Source organism: Nonomuraea sp. NPDC048882 (assembly GCF_040649755.1).
Taxonomy (GTDB): Bacteria; Actinomycetota; Actinomycetes; order Streptosporangiales; family Streptosporangiaceae; genus Nonomuraea; species Nonomuraea maheshkhaliensis.
Genome location: NZ_JBEZGB010000019.1, coordinates 146222 through 164001, shown reverse-complemented (window position 1 = coordinate 164001; position 17780 = coordinate 146222). Strand labels below are relative to the sequence as shown.

Sequence of the window (17780 nt, the reverse complement as noted above, 5' to 3'; positions counted from 1 at the left end):
CCGGAGGCCGACAGACCGCGGGAGGGAGCCGACGGCGCGGTGGTCAGTCCGATGGGTGCAGGCGTAGCCACAATTCGGCACGTTCGGCATGAAGCTCTCGTCCGAGCTGCCGATATGCCTCGCCCATCAGGCGTACGGCCGCGCGATCATAACTCGTGAGCGACTTGAGCACGCACAGTGCCGAACCTGGATAGCCGTCGGCGAGGAATCGCTGGGCCAGCGGCCCGTACTCATCGGGGTCCCACGGGCGGTCCCCCCGTACGGTGCCGGGCGCGAACGCCGCCGCGCCGGCGAGCACGCCGATGCCGTCGCCGGTCGGCTCGTACCGCCATCCCCGAGGGACCGCCGGACGGATCGCCCGCTCCGAGCGGGCCCCTGCCGTGATCTGCGAGGAGCCGAGGTCGGGGCGCAGGTCGAGGGCACGGCACACCGCCGCTCAGCGCGCGTCCTCGGCAGGAGACTTCCGCCCTCGCCCAGGCCCGCCCCAGTTCACCACACTCGGAGCGAGCACCGCCTACCCGTAGTGCAGCGCGTCATCACCGTTCCAGCAGAAGGGGAGGATTTCGAGCGGCTGAAAGTGGTAGGCCAGTTCGCCGCACAGAGCCTGCGGATCGTCGCTGCCGGGCGGCTGGCCGAGGAGACTCGGGTCGATGTCCCCGCAGAAAAGGTCGCCACCCCGGTCGATCCACTCCGCATAGCGCCACACGTCCGGATCTTTCGGGTCCAGCCCGTCCATGAGGAACTCGACCAGCGCGACGAACGTGGCGGGCAAGCGGAACGTTCGATGCAGAGGGTGGTGCAAGACGACCTCCAGCCAGATCGTGATCTTGCGCGAAGCGTAGTGCGGCGCGCCTGGGCCGGCGAACCCCCTGGTGGTCGTCTCAGTTCCGCTCGACCACGTAGCAGGTCCTGCGGTGGAAGCCGGTCACCGTGGCGCCCTCCACCATCAGGCCGCCCAGCACGTCCCGTACGGCGTGCCGCCACGCCTTGGCGGCGCCGGCGTCCAGCCCGCGCAGCCGCGCGATGTCCTCAGGGATCGCGACCAGCACCACCCGCCCGTCGGTACGGCCCACGACCGGGCGGTCACCGTCGGCGGCCAGCCCGAGCACCGCGTCCTCGGGCACCTCCGGCAGGTGCGGCGCCCGCCGGACCGCCGCCTCGACCCGGGGATCGGTCAGCGGCCACGTGGCCAGGACCCGGTCGGACTCGTCGCCGTGGTTGACGGCGTCGGCCAGCGCGCCGTAGAAGTCCGGCAGGTACTCCGCCGGCCGCGCGCCCAGCTTGGCCAGGTTGAAGTGGGCGTTGCGGCGGACCAGCGGGTCGTAGGTCCAGGTGATCCGGGAGATCCCGCGCTCCAGTGCCCACAGCCGCTGGTGCCGCTTCAGCTCGAAGCCGACGCCCCGGCGGCCCGCCTCGACGCCCGTGTTCTGCGAGTGCAGGGTCGAGTCCTGCCCGAAGAAGGCCACCGACGCCCCGACCATGCGGTCGCCGTCGAAGGCGCCGGAGACGTAGTTGCCCGCGTGGGTCAGCGCCCGCATCAGCCCGGCGGTGATCGGCCTGCTGTCCGGCTCGAACCCCCAGACCCGCCCGAACAGCGCGTCGGCCTGCCCGAACTCCTCGTTCGTATGGAGGGTTCTGACCAGAAGGTCCGTGGTCGCCGACATGTTGGCACCGGCGTGCCCGATCTGTTCCCCGATGGTCGATCCGCTGCAGATCGTACGTCGCTCCGTCACCCGACGAACGCTAGGAGCTTCGGTAGTGATATGTCTAATAGGCCCCCCTATAGGAACTCATATCTCTGGAGATATGAGCTGCTCACAGGTCGCAGCCGTAGATGCGGTACGTCCTCGAGCGGGCACATCCGAGCCTGCGCAGGTAACCGTTGACAGCCTGGTTGTCCTCCAGCGTCCACCCGTACTCCGTGCCGCCGGTGTAGCCGCGCGCCGCGATGGCCTCCTGGCCCCTGGCGAACAGCACGGTCTCGACGCCGCGCCCGCGCGCGTGCGGCAGGACGCCGAACAGCACGCCCCTGACCCGGTCGATCCGGCGCACCGCCCGGACCAGGCGCACCATCCCGATCGGCAGGCCGAAGCGGGTCAGCCGGCCCCGCGCGGCGGTCAGCGCCTGGTTGAGGTCGGGCAGGGCGAGGGCGACCCCGGCGGGTTCGCCGGCCACCTCGGCGAGCTGGACGATCGCGGGATCGAGGTGCGCCTTCAGCCGCCGGGTGACGTCGGCGAACTCGGCGCCGGTCATCGGCGTGAAGCCCCAGTTGCCCTGCCAGGCCCGCTCGAAGACCTCCTGCACCACCCTCATGTCGGCGTCGTAGCGGGCGCCCAAGTCGAGGGGCCGCACGGTGACCTGGTGGCGCCGCTCGGCCAGCCGCGCGACCCGCAGCAGCCGCTCCATCGGCAGCCCGCCGGCCGTCTCCTCCCACGTCCACAGGTCCTTGGCCTTGGTCAGCCCGCAGGACTCCAGCAGCGGCGGGTAGTACTCCGGGTTGTACGGCATCATCACGCTCGGCGGCCGGCCGAACCCGTCGACCAGCACCCCGCACTCGTCGTTGGTGGTGAACCCGACGGGCCCCAGCATGGTGCGCAGCCCGCGCGCCCGCAGCCACGACGCCGCCGCGTCCAGCAGCTCGCGCGCCACCGACGGGTCGTCGGCGCAGGCGAACTGCCCGAAGAAGCCGTCGCGGGCGGCGCGGATCTCGTTGTGGCGCGGGTTGTGCACGGCGGCCACGCGCCCGGCCACCCGCCCGCCCCTGCGCACGGTGAACAGCTCGACGTCGCCGTACTCGAAGAACGGGTTGCGCCGGCGGTCGAGCAGGCGCCGGCAGTCTTCGCGCAGCGGCGGCACGAAGGATGGGTCGCGGCCGTGCAGCCGGTACGGGAGCTCGATGAACTCCCGCAGCTCGCGGCGGCCCCGCACGGGCTCGGCCGCCGTGGCCGGCCCGCTAGGGGCGTGCGGAGGTGAAGACGAGGCTCGCATTGTGGCCCCCGAAGGCGAACGAGTTGGACACGACGGCTCCCGGACCGAGCGGGCGCGGCCGGCGTACCACGTCGATCTCGCACTCGGGGTCCTGGACGTCGAGGTTGATCGTGGGATGGATGAGGCGTTCGTGCAGCGTGAGCACGCTGACCACGGCCTCGATCGCCCCGGCCGCGCCGATCGCGTGGCCGAGGATGCTCTTGGTGGAGGTGACGGGCACCTGACCCGGCCCGCACAGCCGGGCGATGACCTGGGCCTCGGTGATGTCGTTGAGCGGGGTGCCGCTGCCGTGGGCGTTGACGTGGGCGACGTCGCCGGTGCTCAGGCCCGAGTCGGCGAGCGCCTGCCGGACGCACCGCTCGGCGCCCTCCCCCTTGGGGTCGGGCGTGGTCAGGTGGTGGGCGTCGGAGGTGCGGCCGTACCCGGACAGTTCTGCATAGACGCGGGCACCTCGCCGCACGGCGTCCTCCAGCCGTTCGAGTACGACGAACGCCGCGCCCTCGGCCAGCACGAACCCGTCGCGGGCGATGTCGAACGGCCGCGAGGCGCACTCCGGCTCGTTCACCCGCTGCGAGAGCGCGCCGCAGCGGTGGAAGGCGAGCAGGATCGTGGGCGACACGCACGCCTCCGTGCCCCCGGCCACGACCAGGTCGGCCGAGCCGTCGCGGAGCAGGCGCAGGCCCTCCCCGATCGTGTGGCCGCCTGAGGCGCAGGCGGTGGAGACGGTCAGGCTGGGGCCGAGGATCTGGTGACGCATGCTGACGAACGCGGCGGAGGCGTTCGGCATGATCCTCGGGACGTAGAGCGCGCTCGGCTGCGCCCCGGACGGCCCGCTCGGTGGCCCAGCAGGTGGTACGGCGGGCTGCGAGCTGGGCGGCGCGGCGTACTCGGCGGCGGCGCCGAGCAGGGTGGTCTCGGCGGTCTCGTTGCCGCCGAGGGCGGTGCCTGTCACGACCGCCCGGCGCTCGGGCGGCACCGACGCGCCGTCCAGGCCGGCCAGGCCGCTCATGCCGCCAGGGCCGAGCAGCCCGGCGTCGGCGAGCGCGTCGTCGGCCGCGCACACGGCCAGCAGCGTCGCCCGGTCCATGCGGCGCGCCTGCTTGCCCGTCACGTAGGGGGCGGTGTCGAAGCCGGGGACCTGGCAGGCGAAGCCGACCGGCAGGGACGAGGCGTCGAAGGAGGTGATGGTGCGCGCGGTGGAGCGCCCGGCGATCAGGGTGTCCCAGAACGTCCGCAGATCGTTGCCGCCCGGTGTGCGCACGCCCAGGCCGGTGACGGCGACGCGGACCCGTTCCGCCATCAGCCGGCCTGGGCCCCGGCGCGGACCAGGGAGGTCACGTCGGCCAGGGTGCGGGCCTGCTTGGCGGTGTCGAGGTCCACGACGAGCTTGAAGCGATCCTCGCTCGCCGCGGCCAGCTCGGCCATGTCGAGGCTGTCGGCGTCCAGTTCCTCACGCAGGTCGGTGTCGGGGGCGATGCGCGCCGGATCCACCGAGAGGATCCTGGCGCAGATGGCGCGCAGCTGGTGGAAGATCTCTTCCTCGGTCATGCTCACGTCCTTGTTGACTCTCGGCTTGTCGGCTATCGGCTTGTCGGCTCTCGACGGTGGCCGCTCGGGTGCTGGTCGGGCATCGGATTGGTCGGGGCGGCGGCGGGCCTGGGCACCGTACGGTACGGAGCGCTCCCCCGGACCTGGGCACCGCGAAGCACGAGGCGCTTCCCCCGGACCTGGCCGGTTACTCTACTCTTACGCTTCGACACTGTCAGCTACGATCGCTGATGCGGAGCGAGTCGCCGGACCGCTCCGGACAAGGCGGAAAGTGAGTGCCGTGACGGACCCGTTCAGCAAGTGCCGGCTGCCCGACGAGATCGAGGCGCTCATCGCGCCGGGCGTCTACCCCTTCTACGTGCCGGTGGAGGAACGGCCGGGCGGCGGGGAGGCCGTGGTGGGCGGCCGTCGCGTGCTGATGGCCGGCTCCAACGACTACCTGGCGCTGTCCGGCGACCCCCGGTTGAAGGAGGCGGGCGTGCGGGCGCTGCGCCTGCTGGGCGCGGGCAACTCGGGCTCGCGCGCGCTCAACGGCACGCTGGCCCTGCACCAGCGGCTGGAGGCTGAGCTGGCCGCGTTCCTCGGTCATGAGGCGGCGATGGTGGTCTCCACCGGCTATCAGGCCAACCTCGCGCTCAGCGCGTTGTTCGGGCCGCGTGACCTCCTGCTCGCCGATCGCGACATCCACGCCTCGCTCATCGACGCCGCCCGGCTGGGCCTGGCCCCGCTGCGCCGCTTCCGGCACAACGACCTGGACCAGTTGGAGAAGCTGCTGGAGGAGGCCGATCCGGCGGCCGGGGTGCTCGTGCTCACCGAGGGCATGTTCTCGGTCGGGGGCGATCTGTGCGATCTGCCCGGCATCGTGAAGCTCGCCGAGCGCCACGGGGCGCGGGTGGTGCTCGACAGCGCGCACGACCTCGGGCTGCTGGGGCCGGGCGGGCGAGGGGTCGCCGAGCACTTCGGGCTGCAGTCGGCGGTGGACGTGCAGACGCTGACGTTCTCCAAGTGTTTCGGCACGCTCGGCGGGGCGGTCGCCGGGCCCGGGCACGTCATCGGCTACCTGCGGCACAGCGCGCGGGCCGCGCTGTTCTCGGCCTCCCTGCCGCCGGCCTGCACGGCGTCGGCGCTGGCCGCGCTCGACGTGGTCCGCACGGAGCCGGAGCGCCGCCTGGCCGTGCTGGCCTCGGCCGAACGGCTGCGTTCCGGGCTGGCCGCGCTCGGTTTCGCCATCCCGCCCGGCGGCACCCCGACCGTGTCGCTGCGGGTGGGCGACGCCATGACGTGCTGCCGGTTCTGGTCGGGGCTGCTGGAGGAGGGGGTGCTGGCCAACGCCATGCTGCCGCCGGGGGTGCCCGAGGGCAGGGCGCTGATCCGGCTGAGCGTCACGGCCGCCCACACCGGCGCGCAGGTGGACCGGATCCTGGACGCGGTCTCCACGGTCGCCACCCGCCTCGCCATCCCCACCACCTGACCGTCCCCGTTTGGGACTCAGTCCGGGGATCAAGCGAGGGCTCAGGCCGGAAGGGCGCGGGCGGTGACGATGCCGCCGAGCGACACGCCGGACGCTCCCGCCCGCTGCTCGGCTACGTGCACGAGGGCATCGCGGCGCTCGATCTCCGGCCCCAGCCCGCGCTCGGGAGCGCCGGATCGATACGTGGACGAGGGCATCGCATGGCTCGGCTCCTCTGATCCCGGCCCGCGCTCGGGGCCTCCGAACGGGATACGCTGGCGCGATGCCGGCGGGCGAGGGGGAGGGGCCGATGTTGCGTACCTGGCTGACCGAGCGGTTCGGGCTGGAGGTGCCGCTGGTCGGGGCGCCGATGGCGGGAGTGGCTGACGGGCGGCTGGCCGCTGCCGTGTCGGCGGCGGGCGGGCTGGGCATGTTCGGGGCGCCGGCGACCGCGACGGCCTCTTGGATCGCCGAGCAGGCCGCCGTCGCGGCCGCGAGTGGCCGGCCGTACGGGATCGGGCTGATGGCCTGGGCGCTGGAGGACCAGCCCGGCCAGCTGGACGCGGTGCTGGAGGCGCGTCCCGCCTTGGTGTCGGTGAGTTACGGGGACTTCGCGCGTTATGTGGAGCCGCTGCGCGCGGCCGGGATCGCCGTGGCCACCCAGGCGGGCGCCACCTGGGAGGCGCTGGCGGCCGAACGGGCCGGGGTGGACGTGGTCGTGGCGCGTGGCGGGGAGGGCGGCGGCCACGGCAGGGACGAGGTGGCCACGCTGCCGCTGCTGCAGAGCGTGCTGGACGCGGTGAGCGTCCCGGTGCTGGCCGCGGGTGGGATCGCGACGGCCCGCGGGCTGGCCGCCGTGCTGGCCGCGGGCGCGGAGGGCGGCTGGGTGGGCACGGCGTTCCTGGGCTGCGCCGAGACGACGCTGTCCGGGGCGGCGAGAGAGCGGGTCCTGGCCACGGAGGAGACGGGCACGGCCTACGGCCGGGTCTTCGACGTCGCGCAGCGGCTGGCCTGGCCGCCGGAGTTCGGGGGGCGGGCGCTGCGGAACGCGTTCTTCGACCGGTGGGAGGGGCGGGAGGAGGAGCTCGCCGTGGACGAGGCCGCTCGGGCCGAGCTGGAGACCGCGCGGGCGAAGGGCGACTTCGACGGCGCGTACGTCTACGCGGGCCAGGCGGTGGGCCTGGTGCGGCAGGAGCGCACGGCCGCGGACGTGGTGACCGGCTTCAAGAACGCACAGGCACTGCTCACCCGCCGCTTCGACGACCCGCCGTCTACTGCCGGGCTGGGCCCGGGATGACGTCGCGGACCACGTAGGCGATGAGGGCGAGCAGGACGAGGTCCGCCATCAGTGGTGCGGCCATGCCGGCGACCAGGTAGAGCGCGGCGCCCACGAGCCCGCCGGCGAACATGGCGGCGAACATGGCGGCGAACATGGCGGCGACCGCGCACGCCCGGCGCCGCCACGCCTGTGCGGGCGCCTGTGAGACCAGCCGGGTGACGATGCTCGTGACGACCGTGATGTTCACCAGGCCGGGCACCGCCATGCGGAGCGGGGCTCGCCGGCGATCGCGAAGCCGGAGAAGACCACGTTGCCGGTCATGTTGGCGACGAAGACGCGGTTCAGGCCGAGGAAGGTGCTGGCGTCGACGAGGCCGGACGAGACCATCAGCATGATGAGCGGCGCCGGCAGTGGGCCGTGCTCGTTCGTGCCCTGCGGGAACAGCGCATTGGAGAACCAGTGCGCCGGCCTGTTCACGGACGACCTCCCAGACGTACTCCCCCGATGCCGAGTACACGTACCCGGGCGGGCGGGCGATCGTCCCGCGAGGGAGCCGGGCCCCCGGTTGGCGCCGGTCAGGAGGACGGCGCATGAGAGAGCAGCTCCGCCTCTGAGCCGACCGGCACGGGATGCCATGGGATGATCGTGACGAAGAGGCGAAAAAGGAGAGGCAGGCCACGGTGCCAGAGCAGCAGGAGCGACGCGTACCCGGAATGTCAGGCCCCCTGGAGGCGGTGACCGTCGGCCTGTCGGCGCTCGGCCGCGAGCCGGGCGGCGAGAAGCTGGCGGACGCGCTCATGTCCGGCCGCTTCCGCCAGCTCGACACCTCCAACGAGTACGCGGGCGGCCGCAGCGAGACGCTGATCGGGCAGGCGCTCGCGGGCGCCAAGGACGCCGGGGTGACGATCTTCACGAAGGCGGACCGCGACCCGGAGACGGGGGTGTTCGACGGTGACCGGGTGATGCGCTCGTTCGAGGAGACGATCACCCGGCTGGGCGTCGAGCGGCTGCCGGTCTACCACCTGCACGACCCGTTCACGATCACGCTGGCGGAGGCGATGGCGCCCGGCGGGGCCGTGCCGGCTCTGGTGTCGCTGCGCGAGCAGGGGCTGGTCGGCGAGATCGGCATCGCGGCGGCGGGCGGCACGCTGGTGCAGGACTACATCCGTACGGACGCGTTCGACGCGGTCCTCACCCACAACCGCTACACGCTGGTGGACCGGCGCGGGGAGGACATCCTCGACCTGGCTACCGAGCGGAACATGACGGTCTTCAACGCCGCGCCGTTCGGCGGCGGCATCCTGGCCGGCTCCCCGCGCCGCGCCGGCCGGTACGGCTACCGGCCGATCTCGCCGGAGTTCGGGCAGTACGTGGAGCGGCTGCGGGAGCTGGCGGAGCGGTGGGGCATCGCGCTGGCCGCCGCCGCGCTGCATTTCTCGATGGCCGAGCCGCGAGTCCATTCAACGGTGGTGGGAGTGACGTCGGTGACGCGGCTGGAGGAGTTGGCGGCGCTGGTCGACACGGAGGTGCCGGGCGGGTTCTGGGACGAGGTGGCGGCCCTGGGCTCCCCACCGCCCTCGCCGGTGGACTGAGCCACAGCACCGCACCGGGTCCCGGCGTCGCACGACAGCCGCGCGGGGGCCCGGCGCGGCCTGACACCCACGCTGGGACCGCGCGCGGCCGGGCGGCCCGGCCGGTTCAGGGCAGAGGGGAAAGGCCCTCGTGGTGGACCGTCCACGAGCCGGGGAAGCCGGGCGTGGGCGGGCCGCCGTCCCACCCCCTGGCCATGAGCGCGACCGCCGCCAGCAGCCCGCCGTTGCCCGGCAGGTAGACGGGCAGCGTGGCGCTCTGCCGGTTGTGCCCGTTGGGCAGGTACGTGTTCTTCGTCTCCGGCCGCAGCAGCGCCGCCACGGCCAGGTCCGGCTCGCCCAGCCGGGTGGCGGTCATGGCGATGGCGGGGTAGTCCCAGCCCCACGTGCTCTCCCAGTTCCAGCGGTCGAGCACGTCGTCCAGGGTGCGGCGCATGGTGGCGGCGTCGATGACGGGCGTCGGGGGGACGACGCCGAGCGCGTACAGCATGGAGGGGTGGTCGTCGCGCACCGTGTACGGCGGCGCGTCCATGGCCGCGTACACCCCGTCGCGCACGAGGGGCCGGGCCATCCCGTCCGCCACCTCGGCCCAGCGCGGCTCGGGCGGCAGGCCCAGCAGCAGCCGCCAGCGCTGCGCCACGCGCAGCGCCCACGACCAGTAGGCCAGCTCGAACGTGGGATTCGCCGCCTCGGCCCGCACGTCCGCGTACGACTCCTGGGCCGGCACCAGCGGCGGCCCCAGCCCGTACCCCCTGGGCTCCTTGACGGCGAAGGCGGCCATGAAGGCGGCGGTGTCGAGCACGAGGTCGCCGTAGAGGGACAGGGCCCGGCGGGTGCCGGCGGCGCGGCGCACCAGCTCGGCCAGGTAGATCGGGTGGGGCTGCTGCCACACCAGGAACGGCCCGATCGGGCTCGGACTCTCCCGCCCGTCGGGGCCGGTCTGCTTGGGCCAGCGGGCTCCGGGGCAGCCCTGCGCGCGGGCGGTCTCGCGGGCGAGCGGCTGGATGGCGGCGTACCAGGACAGGCTGCGTTCCAGCAGCTCAGGGCGTCCCCACAGCGGGAAGTGCGCCGCGTGCCACCAGTGCATCTCCAGGTGGAAGTGGCCGCGCCAGCTGTTGGCGATCAGCCCGGTCTCGGCGGGTGGGGTGGCGCCGGCGCAGTGGATCGCCGTGAGGTACTGCGACAGGACGATCCGCCGCTCCAGCTCGGGGGCGCGCTCGTCGCGGCTGCCGGACAGGTCCACCGCCCCGCCCGTGCTCCAGAACCGGGGCCAGTGCCGTGCCGAGGCTCCGGCGACCTCCTCATGACAGGGCGGTTCCGTCTCCGCGTGGCCCGGCAGGAAGGCGAACGTCAGCTCGGCGACCGGCTCGCGGAAGGTGATCAGGAACTCGTGGAAGCCGACCGCGATCAGCTCGCTTCCGGCAGCCCGCACGCTCACCTGGTACGCGGTGCCGTCGAGCCGCCGCTCGACCGTGCCGCCGCCGGCGCGTGCGAGCAGGCGGGAGGTGTGCTCCCCCGGCCTGGTCCAGTCGGCCGCGTTCCCCCACGCCTCGGACCCGTACGGGAACGCCAGCCGCACCCCCGTCTCCACCAGCGCGGGCGACTCCAGCCGCACGCTGATCACGTCCCGATCGGGATGGCAGGCGGTGACGACATGGAACGGCGCGCCGCGCAGCAGGTAGCTGCTGGTCAGCGTGCCGGTCCACAGGTCGAGGCGCTGGCGGGCGCCGCTCACGTCCTCGGGGGCGAGGGGCGCTCCGGCGGCCGTGGCCAGCCCGATCCGGCCGAGGTCGAGCCGGTGCGGGTTGGCGCGCAGCCACGACTCGGCGGCCGAGGCGGGGTTCTCGCCGTCGCCGCTCAGGTCGCCGCGCATGTCCACGTACGGGACAGGCCCCCGGGCCGTCTCGTACGTGCGTGTCGTGTCGGCCAGCCGGTACGAGCCGGGCATGCTGTGCCAGCCCCACGACGCCATGGTGGCCAGCAGCGTCCCCGGCGCCGTACCCGTGCGGTCCTCGACCGGGTAGGAGCCGGGGAACGTCTGCAGCCCGGTGAGGTCCGCCGTGAAGCAGAGCTCCCCGTTGCCCACCGACAGAGGTGACTCGGGCAGGATCCGGGTCACCTCGACGGCGTGCCGTGCGGCCAGCGCGCGGCGGTCGATCACTGCTTGATCGCCGTCGCGACCTGCGAGACGAAGTCCGTCGCCGCGGCGGCGGGCTGCTGGCGGCCGAACAGCACCTCGGCGTTGACCCGGTCGAGGATCTTCGGCGTGTCGGTGGATCCGGCGGGCCCGATCACCAACGGAGGCCCGGCCTTCGGCGTGAGCGCGTCGATGAAGGTGGCCTGCGCCTTCTCCGGTTCGCCGAGCACGTCCTGGATGGCCGTGCGGACGTCGGAGTTGGCCGGGATGCCCCGGTCAGCCAAGATGATCTTGCCCGCGTCGGGGCTGTTGACCAGGAAGTCGAGGAACTTGGCGGCCTCCTTGGGATGTTCGGTCTTGGCGTTGATGCTGTAGATCTGCGAGGCCTGCAGCCACATGCCGGGCTGGGTGGCGCCGCTCTCGCCCGGCACCCGCATCAGCCGCAGCGGCTGCCCGGCGGCCTTGCTGAGCGCGCTGAGCTGGTTGCTCCAGTCGAACTGCATCGCCGCCTGGCCGCGGCCCATCAGCGACTGCTCGGGCGCGGGCTGGGTGATCAGTTCGGCCGTCTGCGAGGCCGGCGGGGTCGCCCCGGAGTTCATCAGCTCCAGCGTCATCGTCCACCAGTCCACCAGCGTCTTCTCGCCGATGCCGACCTTGCCGTCGGCGGTGTAGAGGGCCTCGCCGCGCTGGCGGGAGTAGACGTCCAGCATGTCGGTCCTGGTCGGGTCGGCCAGCGCGAACGTGCCCTTCGGCAGCTTCGGGACCAGCTCCTTGGTGATGCGCTTGAAGTCGTCCCAGGTCCAGGTGTCCTCCTCGGGCAGGGCCACGCCCGCCTTCTCGAACACGGACTCGTTGACGATCAGGGAGATGGCGTTGACGCCGGTCGGCACGCCGTACTGGACGCCGCCGAACTTGCCGTTGTCCAGCGCGGCGGCGCCGATCTTGTCGGTCTTCAGATCGGTCTTGGCGAGGTCGAGCAGGGCGCCGCGGTCGCCGTACTCGCGGGGGTAGGCGCCGCCGAGCGTGATGACGTCGGGCGCGCGCCCGCCCGCCACCTCGGTGGCCAGGCGGTCGAAGTAGGAGTTGAAGTCGGTGTAGCTGCCCTTGACCTTGATGCCGGGGTTCTTGGCCTGGAAGGCCTCGATGACCTTCTGGGTGGCGGCCGCCCTGTCGTTGTTGCCCCACCAGCCGAAGCGCAGCTCGACCGCGCCTCCGTCCGAGCCGCCGGACGAGCCGCCGCCGCACGCGGAGACCGCGAGCAGGACGCCGGTGAGACAGAGCGCCGCCAGGCCACTGGTTCTTCTCGGCATGGCCTTCTCCTTTAGTTGGTACGTGGTGACACTGGGGGGGTGACGCGGGGCGGGTGAGCCCGGATCAGCGGAAGCCGGTCGTGGAGATGCCCTGCGTCAGGTAGCGCTGCCCGGCCAGGAAGAACCCGAAGATCGGCGCCAGGCCCACGATGGACATGGCGAACAGCTGCCCCCAGGCCGTCTCGCCCTGCCCGTCCATGAACGAGCGCAGCGCCACGGGCATGGTCCACAGCTCGGGGTCGGTCAGGAAGATGAGCTGGCTGAAGAAGTCGTTCCAGGTCCAGATGAAGGTGAACAGCGCCGAGGTGGCCAGCGCCGGCACCGACAGCGGCATGATGATCCGCCAGTAGATCCTGAAGTGCCCGCAGCCGTCGATGCGGGCCGCCTCGTCCAGCTCCCTGGGCAGGCCGCGGATGAACTGCACCATCAGGAAGATGAAGAACGCGTCGTGCGCCAGGAACTTCGGCACGACCAGCGGCAGGTTCGTGTTGATCCAGTCGAGCTGGGAGAACAAGACGTACTGGGGGACGATCAGTACGTGGATGGGCAGCATCAGCGTCGCCAGCATCATGGCGAAGAAGACGTTCCTGCCCCGGAAGTTCAGCCGCGCGAAGGCGTAGGCGGCCAGCGAGCACGACATCAGGTTGCCGACCACGGCCAGCAGCGCGATCACGGCCGAGTTCAGCAGGTAGAAGTGGAACGGGTGCTCCAGCGCCGTCCAGCCGGCGGTGTAGTTGCTCAGGTCGAAGCTGGTCGGCCAGATGGAGGGGTCGCGGAAGATGGTCTCGGTCGGCTTGACCGAGCTGGACACCATCCACAGCAGCGGATAGAGCATCACCAGGCCGAAGCCGATGAGCAGCACGTGCTTCGACAGCCGGCGCGAGCGTCCGCCGGAGGCCTTGAGTTCAGCCACCATAGAACACCCACCGCCTGGCGAAGAGGAAGTTGATTCCGGTCAGCACGGCGATGATGGCCAGCAGGAACCACGCCATCGCGGAGGCGTAGCCCATGTCGAAGGAGCCGAAGCCGCGTTCGTACAGGTAGAGCGTGTAGAGCAGGGTGGAGTCCGACGGCCCGCCGCGCCCGCCGCTGATCACGAACGCCTGCGTGAAGCTCTGGAAGGCGCCGATGAGCTGCAGGACGAGGTTGAAGAAGATGATCGGGGTGAGCATCGGCAGCGTGATGTGGAAGAACCTCGTCACCGTGCCCGCGCCGTCCACCTGGGCCGCCTCGTAGTACGAGGTGGGGATCTGGCGCAGCCCGGCCAGGAAGATGACCATGGGCGCGCCGAAGGTCCAGGCGTTGAGCAGCACGAGTGTGCCGAGGGCGAAGTCGGGGTGTGACACCCAGCTGACGCCCTCCGTGCCGAATAAGGCCAGCACCTGGTTGACCAGGCCGTCCTTGCCGAAGATCTGCCGCCACAGGATGGCGATCGACACACTGCCCGCGAGCAGCGAGGGCAGGTAGTAGACGGACCGGTAGAAGCTCAGCCCGCGCACGCCGCGGTTGAGCAGGAGTGCCAGGGCCAGCGCCAGCACGAGCTGGATGGGCACCGACACGAACACGTAGATGAACGTGACCAGCAGCGACTTGTGCAGCCGCGGGTCGGCGAGCATCTCGCGGTAGTTGTCCAGTCCGAGCCATTCCGGCGGCTTGAGCAGGGTGTATTCGGTGAAGGACAGGTAGAGCGAGGCCAGGATCGGCCCCACGGTGAACAGCGCCATGCCGATGAACCACGGCGTGAGGAACAGGTAGCCGATCCGGTCGCGTGGCGGGCCGCTGATCTTTCTGTGACCGGCCCGGCGCCGGGTCAGAGACCGCGTCCGGGCTGGTGAGGCAGGGGTCGGCGAGACGGTCGTCTCGGGGCTGTCAGGGGGATGCAAACGTTCGCTCATCTATTACCCTTCGCGGTCGCGCTGAGCCGCACGCAACCGGGGACAATCAGGGACGCAAGCCGTGAGGCGCCTGTGAGTAACCAGTTTCTAACATTGCCCACATCGGGTGTCAACGCTTGGTTGGCCGAGCGATGACCTGCATCGACGGCGAAGCCGCCGGGACTTGCGCGTTTTCCAGCAAACGGTTGTAATACCCGAAGAAACCGGTATCTCAGCGTCGGCGCCCGGCCGGGGGTCAGTGTGATGTCATGCATGCGAGACGACGGCCGAGCGTGCGGGAGAGCGGATGAAGGCCAGCGCCCAGGACAGAGACGGAGACGATGAGCGGAAAGAGGCCGGCTCAGGCCGGGCACCAGGCCAGGCAGCGGGGCGGATAGCGGGGCGGCGGGGGCCGCGACCGGCCGGGCCGGCCACGATCAGCAGTGTCGCCGCGGCCGCCGGGGTCTCACGGGCCACGGTCTCGCGGGTCATGAACGGCTCGCCGAGCGTGCACCCCGAGCTGGCCGCCCGGGTCAGGGCCGCGGCCGAGGCGCTCGACTACGAGCCGAGCGCGGCCGCGCGCAGGCTCGCGCTCGGCCGCACGGGCACCGTCGCGCTGGTGGTCCCCGACCTGTCCAACCCGCTGTTCCAGAACGTGCTGCGCGGGCTCAGCCAGGCCGCGGGCAAGGCGGGCTGCCAGCTGCTGGTGGTCGAGTCGGACGAGGACCCGGAGGAGGAGGTGGTCCTGGCGCTGGAGGCGCGGCGCAACTGCGACGGGCTCGTGCTGGCCTCGCCCAGGGCGCCGGACGGGCGGCTGCGTGAGCTGAGCGAGCGGCTGGCGCCGTTCGTGCTGGTCTACCGGGAGGTCGCCGGGCTAGGCGCGCCGTCGCTGTCGATCGACAACCGCGCCGGCATCGGCGAGATCGTGGCCCACCTCACCGCGCTGGGCCATCGCCGCCTGGCCTACCTGGCCGGCCCGCCCGCCAGCGCGGGCAACGCCGAGCGGCTGGCCGCGCTGCGCGCCGCCCCCGGGCTGGAGCTGACCGTGCTGCCGTGCGGGTCGATGTTCGACCACGGCCACGCCGCCGCCGCGGCGGTGGTGGAGTGCGGGGCGAGCGCGGTCGTGGGGTTCAACGACATGGTGGCCTCGGGCGTGCTGACCGGCCTGCGCGAGCTGAACGTACGGGTGCCCGGCGAGGTGTCGGTCACCGGGTTCGACGACATCGCGTTCGCCCGCTACACCTCACCGCCGCTGACCACGGTGTCCATCCCGGCGAACGAGCTGGGCAGGCAGGCGTGGGAGCGGCTCTGGGCGCTGATGAACGGCGAGAGCGGCGGCTACAACGTGCGCTACCAGCCCCGTTTGCTCGTCCGCGACAGCACCGGCCCCGCGCCGTCCTAGACACCGCTCCCCCGGCGGCTGAACATCGGCGGAGCATCCTGCGTACCTCCTGACGAAGCGACCACAAGGCGACAGATGAGGCGACGCTGAGGAGGCGGGACGGTGACGATGGCCGGGCTCGGACGGATGGCGGGCGCCATGACCGTGACTCTGACGGTGGCCGTCGCGGTGGCGGTGACGGGCACAATAGCCGTGCCCGTCACCGCGCTGGCCGACCCCACCCCCGCCCAGGCCAGGGCCAAGCTGATCAAGCTGAACGAGCGGGCCGACCGGCTCGTCGAGCGCTTCAACCAGGCCACGGAGACCTACCGCAAGGCCAGGAAGAAGTACGAGACGCTGGACACCGAGTTGCGCGCCAAGCAGGCGCAGGCCGAGGCGCTGCGCGGCGAGGTGGCCGAGCTGGCGCTCAACGACTACCAGATGGGCGGCCCGCTCGGCTGGCAGCGGTACGTGGTCCAGGGCGACCCCACGGCGATGCTCGGCGGCATGGCCTCTCTGGAGCAGATCATGCTGGACCGGGCGGCCAAGGTGCGCGCCTTCCACAGCGCGACCGAGGACCTGCGCCGGCGGCGCGACGCGGCCAAGGGCGTGCTGGCCGAGGCGGAGAGCGCGCGCGACGACGTGCGCGAGGAGAAGTCGAAGGTGGAGAAGCTCGTCGGCGAGCAGACGAAGCTGCTGCGCAGGCTGGGCGCCTTCAAGACCGGCAATCCGCGCAGCACCGGCATCACCTACACCGGCCCCGCCTCAGGCAACGCCCGCGAGGCGCTGCAGTTCGCGTTCGGGCAGGTCGGCAAGCCGTACCGGTTCGGCGGCACGGGGCCGGACTCGTGGGACTGCTCGGGCCTGGCCCAGGCGGCCTGGCGCGCGGCCGGGGTGCAACTGCCCCGCACCACGTACACGCAGTGGAGCTGGGGCGCCGCCCGGCGTGTGCCGGTGAGCCAGGCGCAGCCCGGCGACCTGCTGTTCAGCAGAGGGCTCGGGCACATGGGCCTGTACGTGGGCGACGGCAAGATGGTGCACGCGCCGCAGACCGGGGACGTCGTCAAGGTGGTCGTGCTGGACGACTACTGGCGCAACCGCCTCCTCGGCGCGGTCCGCCCCTGAGGCCGCCGACCCCGGCCCCTGCCGCCTTGAGGACGTCCCCGCTACAGGTTGACGGGCGCGCGGGTGAACACCGGCCCGGCGTGCCGCCCGGTCGGGACGCCGGCGGCCAGCACGGGCATGGTGGCCAGCAGCTGCCCGGCCAGCTTCAGCTCGAACATGACGCCCATCGCCGCGTCGAGATGCCCGGGATCGCCGTCCACGCAGTGCTGCAGCGCGTCCAGCAACCGGGTGAACGTCACCCTGAACTGGTGCACGCGCCGCCACGCCTCGCTCTCCGGATCGAGGTCGGCGGGCCGCTGGTTCGGCGTGAGCGGCCACACGCCGTCGGCGTCGAAGGGGTACGGGTCGCCGCTGTAGGAGAACCCGTCCGGGGCCGAGGGGTCGCGCACCAGGCGGCGGCCCTTGGCGATGGCGGCGAAACGGTAGTAGTGGGCGATGTCACCGTCGGGATCGACCGGCGAGTCGGGCGTGCCCTCGCCCTCCTCCACGATGAGCCCGATGGCGCGGGCGGCGTCCTTGGTGGTCCTGATCGGGAAGAGCCGGTCGGCGCCGAACCACGCGGGCGCGACCACCTGCCGCCGCACGTCGCCGGGCAGAACCTCCTGAGGCAGGGCGAGCAGCGCGTCGGACAGCGTGCGGTAGAACTCGCCGATCGTGGCGAACTCCGGCGGCTCGGCCACCCCGTCCGTCTGCCGGAACACGAGCGGGTTCTCCGGCTCCTCGATCCGCATGAACACCGACTCCATGAGCCCGAGGGAGAACGGTTCGAGCCCGACGACGAGGTCATCGCCGATGCCGAGCGGCAGCGGCCCCGGATAATCGGCCACGAAGTCAGGGGCGTCGAGCGCGGGCCTGGCGCCGAGGGCGTTGAGCAGGTTGCACCCGATGAGCAGGTGCAGCATCTCGTCCACGACGACGTCGTGCACGGCCCACCAGATGTCGCGGTTGCGGCCCGGCTTGAGCGACAGCATGGCGGTGAGGTACGGCGGGATGGTGGCGAACTCCAGCCGGATGGCGTCCTGGACCCGCGGGACGAGGTCGGCGGGCTGCTGCGCCCTGGCCAGCTCGTCGACGGCGGCGCGATCGATCCTCAGCATAG

Annotated in this window: 19 protein-coding genes; 5 read left to right on the top strand and 14 right to left on the bottom strand. The window is 72.2% G+C overall.

Annotated elements, in window-relative coordinates:
• Positions 1-43: 43 nt before the first annotated feature.
• From AB0C27_RS45985 to AB0C27_RS45960, 6 genes are all read right to left on the bottom strand, one after another.
• A complete protein-coding gene (locus tag AB0C27_RS45985; RefSeq protein ID WP_357859038.1) occupies positions 44-430 on the bottom strand; it encodes a hypothetical protein in 387 nt (128 codons plus the stop codon).
• Between the two features lie 84 nt (positions 431-514).
• A complete protein-coding gene (locus AB0C27_RS45980) occupies positions 515-772 on the bottom strand; it encodes a hypothetical protein (protein ID WP_357859035.1) in 258 nt (85 codons plus the stop codon).
• A gap of 109 nt (positions 773-881) precedes the next feature.
• Entirely contained in the window at positions 882-1733 is an 852-nt protein-coding gene (locus AB0C27_RS45975) for a GNAT family N-acetyltransferase (RefSeq protein WP_357859032.1), read from the bottom strand.
• An 82-nt stretch (positions 1734-1815) separates the two neighbouring features.
• The gene (locus AB0C27_RS45970; protein WP_357859029.1) at positions 1816-2988 is read right to left on the bottom strand and encodes a hypothetical protein; all 1173 of its coding nucleotides are present in this window, start codon (positions 2986-2988) and stop codon (positions 1816-1818) included.
• Positions 2954-4288, bottom strand: coding sequence for a beta-ketoacyl-[acyl-carrier-protein] synthase family protein (locus AB0C27_RS45965; protein WP_357859026.1), 1335 nt, complete (start codon positions 4286-4288; stop codon positions 2954-2956). The genes AB0C27_RS45970 and AB0C27_RS45965 overlap by 35 nt, the downstream gene beginning before the upstream one ends.
• On the bottom strand, positions 4288-4536 hold the full coding sequence (locus AB0C27_RS45960) for a phosphopantetheine-binding protein (protein WP_346112972.1): 249 nt from the start codon (positions 4534-4536) through the stop codon (positions 4288-4290). The genes AB0C27_RS45965 and AB0C27_RS45960 overlap by 1 nt, the downstream gene beginning before the upstream one ends.
• A gap of 280 nt (positions 4537-4816) precedes the next feature.
• Here AB0C27_RS45960 and AB0C27_RS45955 point away from each other — a divergent pair, with 280 nt between their 5' ends.
• Positions 4817-6007 carry a pyridoxal phosphate-dependent aminotransferase family protein gene (locus tag AB0C27_RS45955; RefSeq protein WP_357859024.1) on the top strand — a complete coding sequence of 397 codons (1191 nt, stop codon included), beginning with the start codon at positions 4817-4819 and terminating at the stop codon, positions 6005-6007.
• 41 nt (positions 6008-6048) lie between these two features.
• Here the strand turns inward: AB0C27_RS45955 and AB0C27_RS45950 are convergent, their stop codons facing one another.
• On the bottom strand, positions 6049-6204 hold the full coding sequence (locus AB0C27_RS45950; protein ID WP_357859021.1) for a hypothetical protein: 156 nt from the start codon (positions 6202-6204) through the stop codon (positions 6049-6051).
• Between the two features lie 65 nt (positions 6205-6269).
• On the opposite strand from AB0C27_RS45950, the gene AB0C27_RS45945 reads away from it, so the two are divergent.
• Entirely contained in the window at positions 6270-7283 is a 1014-nt protein-coding gene (locus AB0C27_RS45945) for a nitronate monooxygenase (protein WP_357859018.1), read from the top strand.
• Here AB0C27_RS45945 and AB0C27_RS45940 read toward each other — a convergent pair.
• Positions 7258-7530, bottom strand: coding sequence for a hypothetical protein (locus AB0C27_RS45940; RefSeq protein WP_357859015.1), 273 nt, complete (start codon positions 7528-7530; stop codon positions 7258-7260). The two genes, AB0C27_RS45945 and AB0C27_RS45940, sit on opposite strands and share 26 nt — an antisense overlap.
• Positions 7509-7742 carry a DUF1275 family protein gene (locus AB0C27_RS45935; RefSeq protein WP_357859012.1) on the bottom strand — a complete coding sequence of 78 codons (234 nt, stop codon included), beginning with the start codon at positions 7740-7742 and terminating at the stop codon, positions 7509-7511. The genes AB0C27_RS45940 and AB0C27_RS45935 overlap by 22 nt, the downstream gene beginning before the upstream one ends.
• Positions 7743-7945: 203 nt before the next feature.
• Between AB0C27_RS45935 and AB0C27_RS45930 the strand changes: the two genes are divergently transcribed.
• Entirely contained in the window at positions 7946-8857 is a 912-nt protein-coding gene (locus AB0C27_RS45930; protein WP_357859009.1) for an aldo/keto reductase, read from the top strand.
• Positions 8858-8963: 106 nt separating this feature from the next.
• Here the strand turns inward: AB0C27_RS45930 and AB0C27_RS45925 are convergent, their stop codons facing one another.
• The 4 genes from AB0C27_RS45925 to AB0C27_RS45910 form a co-directional block, all read right to left on the bottom strand.
• Positions 8964-11015 (bottom strand): hypothetical protein, encoded by a 2052-nt coding sequence (locus tag AB0C27_RS45925; RefSeq protein ID WP_357859006.1) that lies wholly within the window; start codon positions 11013-11015, stop codon positions 8964-8966.
• On the bottom strand, positions 11012-12301 hold the full coding sequence (locus AB0C27_RS45920; protein WP_357859003.1) for an extracellular solute-binding protein: 1290 nt from the start codon (positions 12299-12301) through the stop codon (positions 11012-11014). Before AB0C27_RS45920 ends, AB0C27_RS45925 begins: the two co-directional genes overlap by 4 nt.
• A 64-nt stretch (positions 12302-12365) precedes the next feature.
• Positions 12366-13136 carry a carbohydrate ABC transporter permease gene (locus tag AB0C27_RS45915; protein ID WP_357859079.1) on the bottom strand — a complete coding sequence of 257 codons (771 nt, stop codon included), beginning with the start codon at positions 13134-13136 and terminating at the stop codon, positions 12366-12368.
• A gap of 70 nt (positions 13137-13206) precedes the next feature.
• A complete protein-coding gene (locus AB0C27_RS45910; protein ID WP_357859076.1) occupies positions 13207-14025 on the bottom strand; it encodes a sugar ABC transporter permease in 819 nt (272 codons plus the stop codon).
• A gap of 457 nt (positions 14026-14482) precedes the next feature.
• Here AB0C27_RS45910 and AB0C27_RS45905 point away from each other — a divergent pair, with 457 nt between their 5' ends.
• Both AB0C27_RS45905 and AB0C27_RS45900 read left to right on the top strand, forming a co-directional pair.
• A complete protein-coding gene (locus AB0C27_RS45905) occupies positions 14483-15577 on the top strand; it encodes a LacI family DNA-binding transcriptional regulator (RefSeq protein ID WP_357858999.1) in 1095 nt (364 codons plus the stop codon).
• A gap of 138 nt (positions 15578-15715) precedes the next feature.
• Positions 15716-16681 (top strand): NlpC/P60 family protein, encoded by a 966-nt coding sequence (locus tag AB0C27_RS45900; protein WP_357858996.1) that lies wholly within the window; start codon positions 15716-15718, stop codon positions 16679-16681.
• A gap of 41 nt (positions 16682-16722) precedes the next feature.
• Here AB0C27_RS45900 and AB0C27_RS45895 read toward each other — a convergent pair whose 3' ends face one another.
• Positions 16723-17778, bottom strand: a complete 1056-nt coding sequence (locus AB0C27_RS45895) for a ferritin-like protein (protein ID WP_357858994.1) — start codon at positions 17776-17778, stop codon at positions 16723-16725.
• Between the last annotated feature and the right edge of the window lie 2 nt (positions 17779-17780).

Bases quoted from the DNA above. Each gene is read 5' to 3' on its own strand.
- AB0C27_RS45910 (WP_357859076.1), bottom strand. From the start codon at position 14,025: ATGGCGCTGTTCACCGTGGGGCCGATCCTGGCCTCGCTCTACCTGTCC.
- AB0C27_RS45915 (WP_357859079.1), bottom strand. From the start codon at position 13,136: ATGCTCTATCCGCTGCTGTGGATGGTGTCCAGCTCGGTCAAGCCGACC.
- AB0C27_RS45895 (WP_357858994.1), bottom strand. From the start codon at position 17,778: ATGCTGAGGATCGATCGCGCCGCCGTCGACGAGCTGGCCAGGGCGCAG.
- AB0C27_RS45970 (WP_357859029.1), bottom strand. From the start codon at position 2,988: ATGCGAGCCTCGTCTTCACCTCCGCACGCCCCTAGCGGGCCGGCCACG.
- AB0C27_RS45900 (WP_357858996.1), top strand. From the start codon at position 15,716: ATGACCGTGACTCTGACGGTGGCCGTCGCGGTGGCGGTGACGGGCACA.
- AB0C27_RS45960 (WP_346112972.1), bottom strand. From the start codon at position 4,536: ATGACCGAGGAAGAGATCTTCCACCAGCTGCGCGCCATCTGCGCCAGG.
- AB0C27_RS45950 (WP_357859021.1), bottom strand. From the start codon at position 6,204: ATGCCCTCGTCCACGTATCGATCCGGCGCTCCCGAGCGCGGGCTGGGG.
- AB0C27_RS45965 (WP_357859026.1), bottom strand. From the start codon at position 4,288: ATGGCGGAACGGGTCCGCGTCGCCGTCACCGGCCTGGGCGTGCGCACA.
- AB0C27_RS45905 (WP_357858999.1), top strand. From the start codon at position 14,483: ATGAAGGCCAGCGCCCAGGACAGAGACGGAGACGATGAGCGGAAAGAG.
- AB0C27_RS45920 (WP_357859003.1), bottom strand. From the start codon at position 12,301: ATGCCGAGAAGAACCAGTGGCCTGGCGGCGCTCTGTCTCACCGGCGTC.
- AB0C27_RS45945 (WP_357859018.1), top strand. From the start codon at position 6,270: ATGCCGGCGGGCGAGGGGGAGGGGCCGATGTTGCGTACCTGGCTGACC.
- AB0C27_RS45940 (WP_357859015.1), bottom strand. From the start codon at position 7,530: ATGGCGGTGCCCGGCCTGGTGAACATCACGGTCGTCACGAGCATCGTC.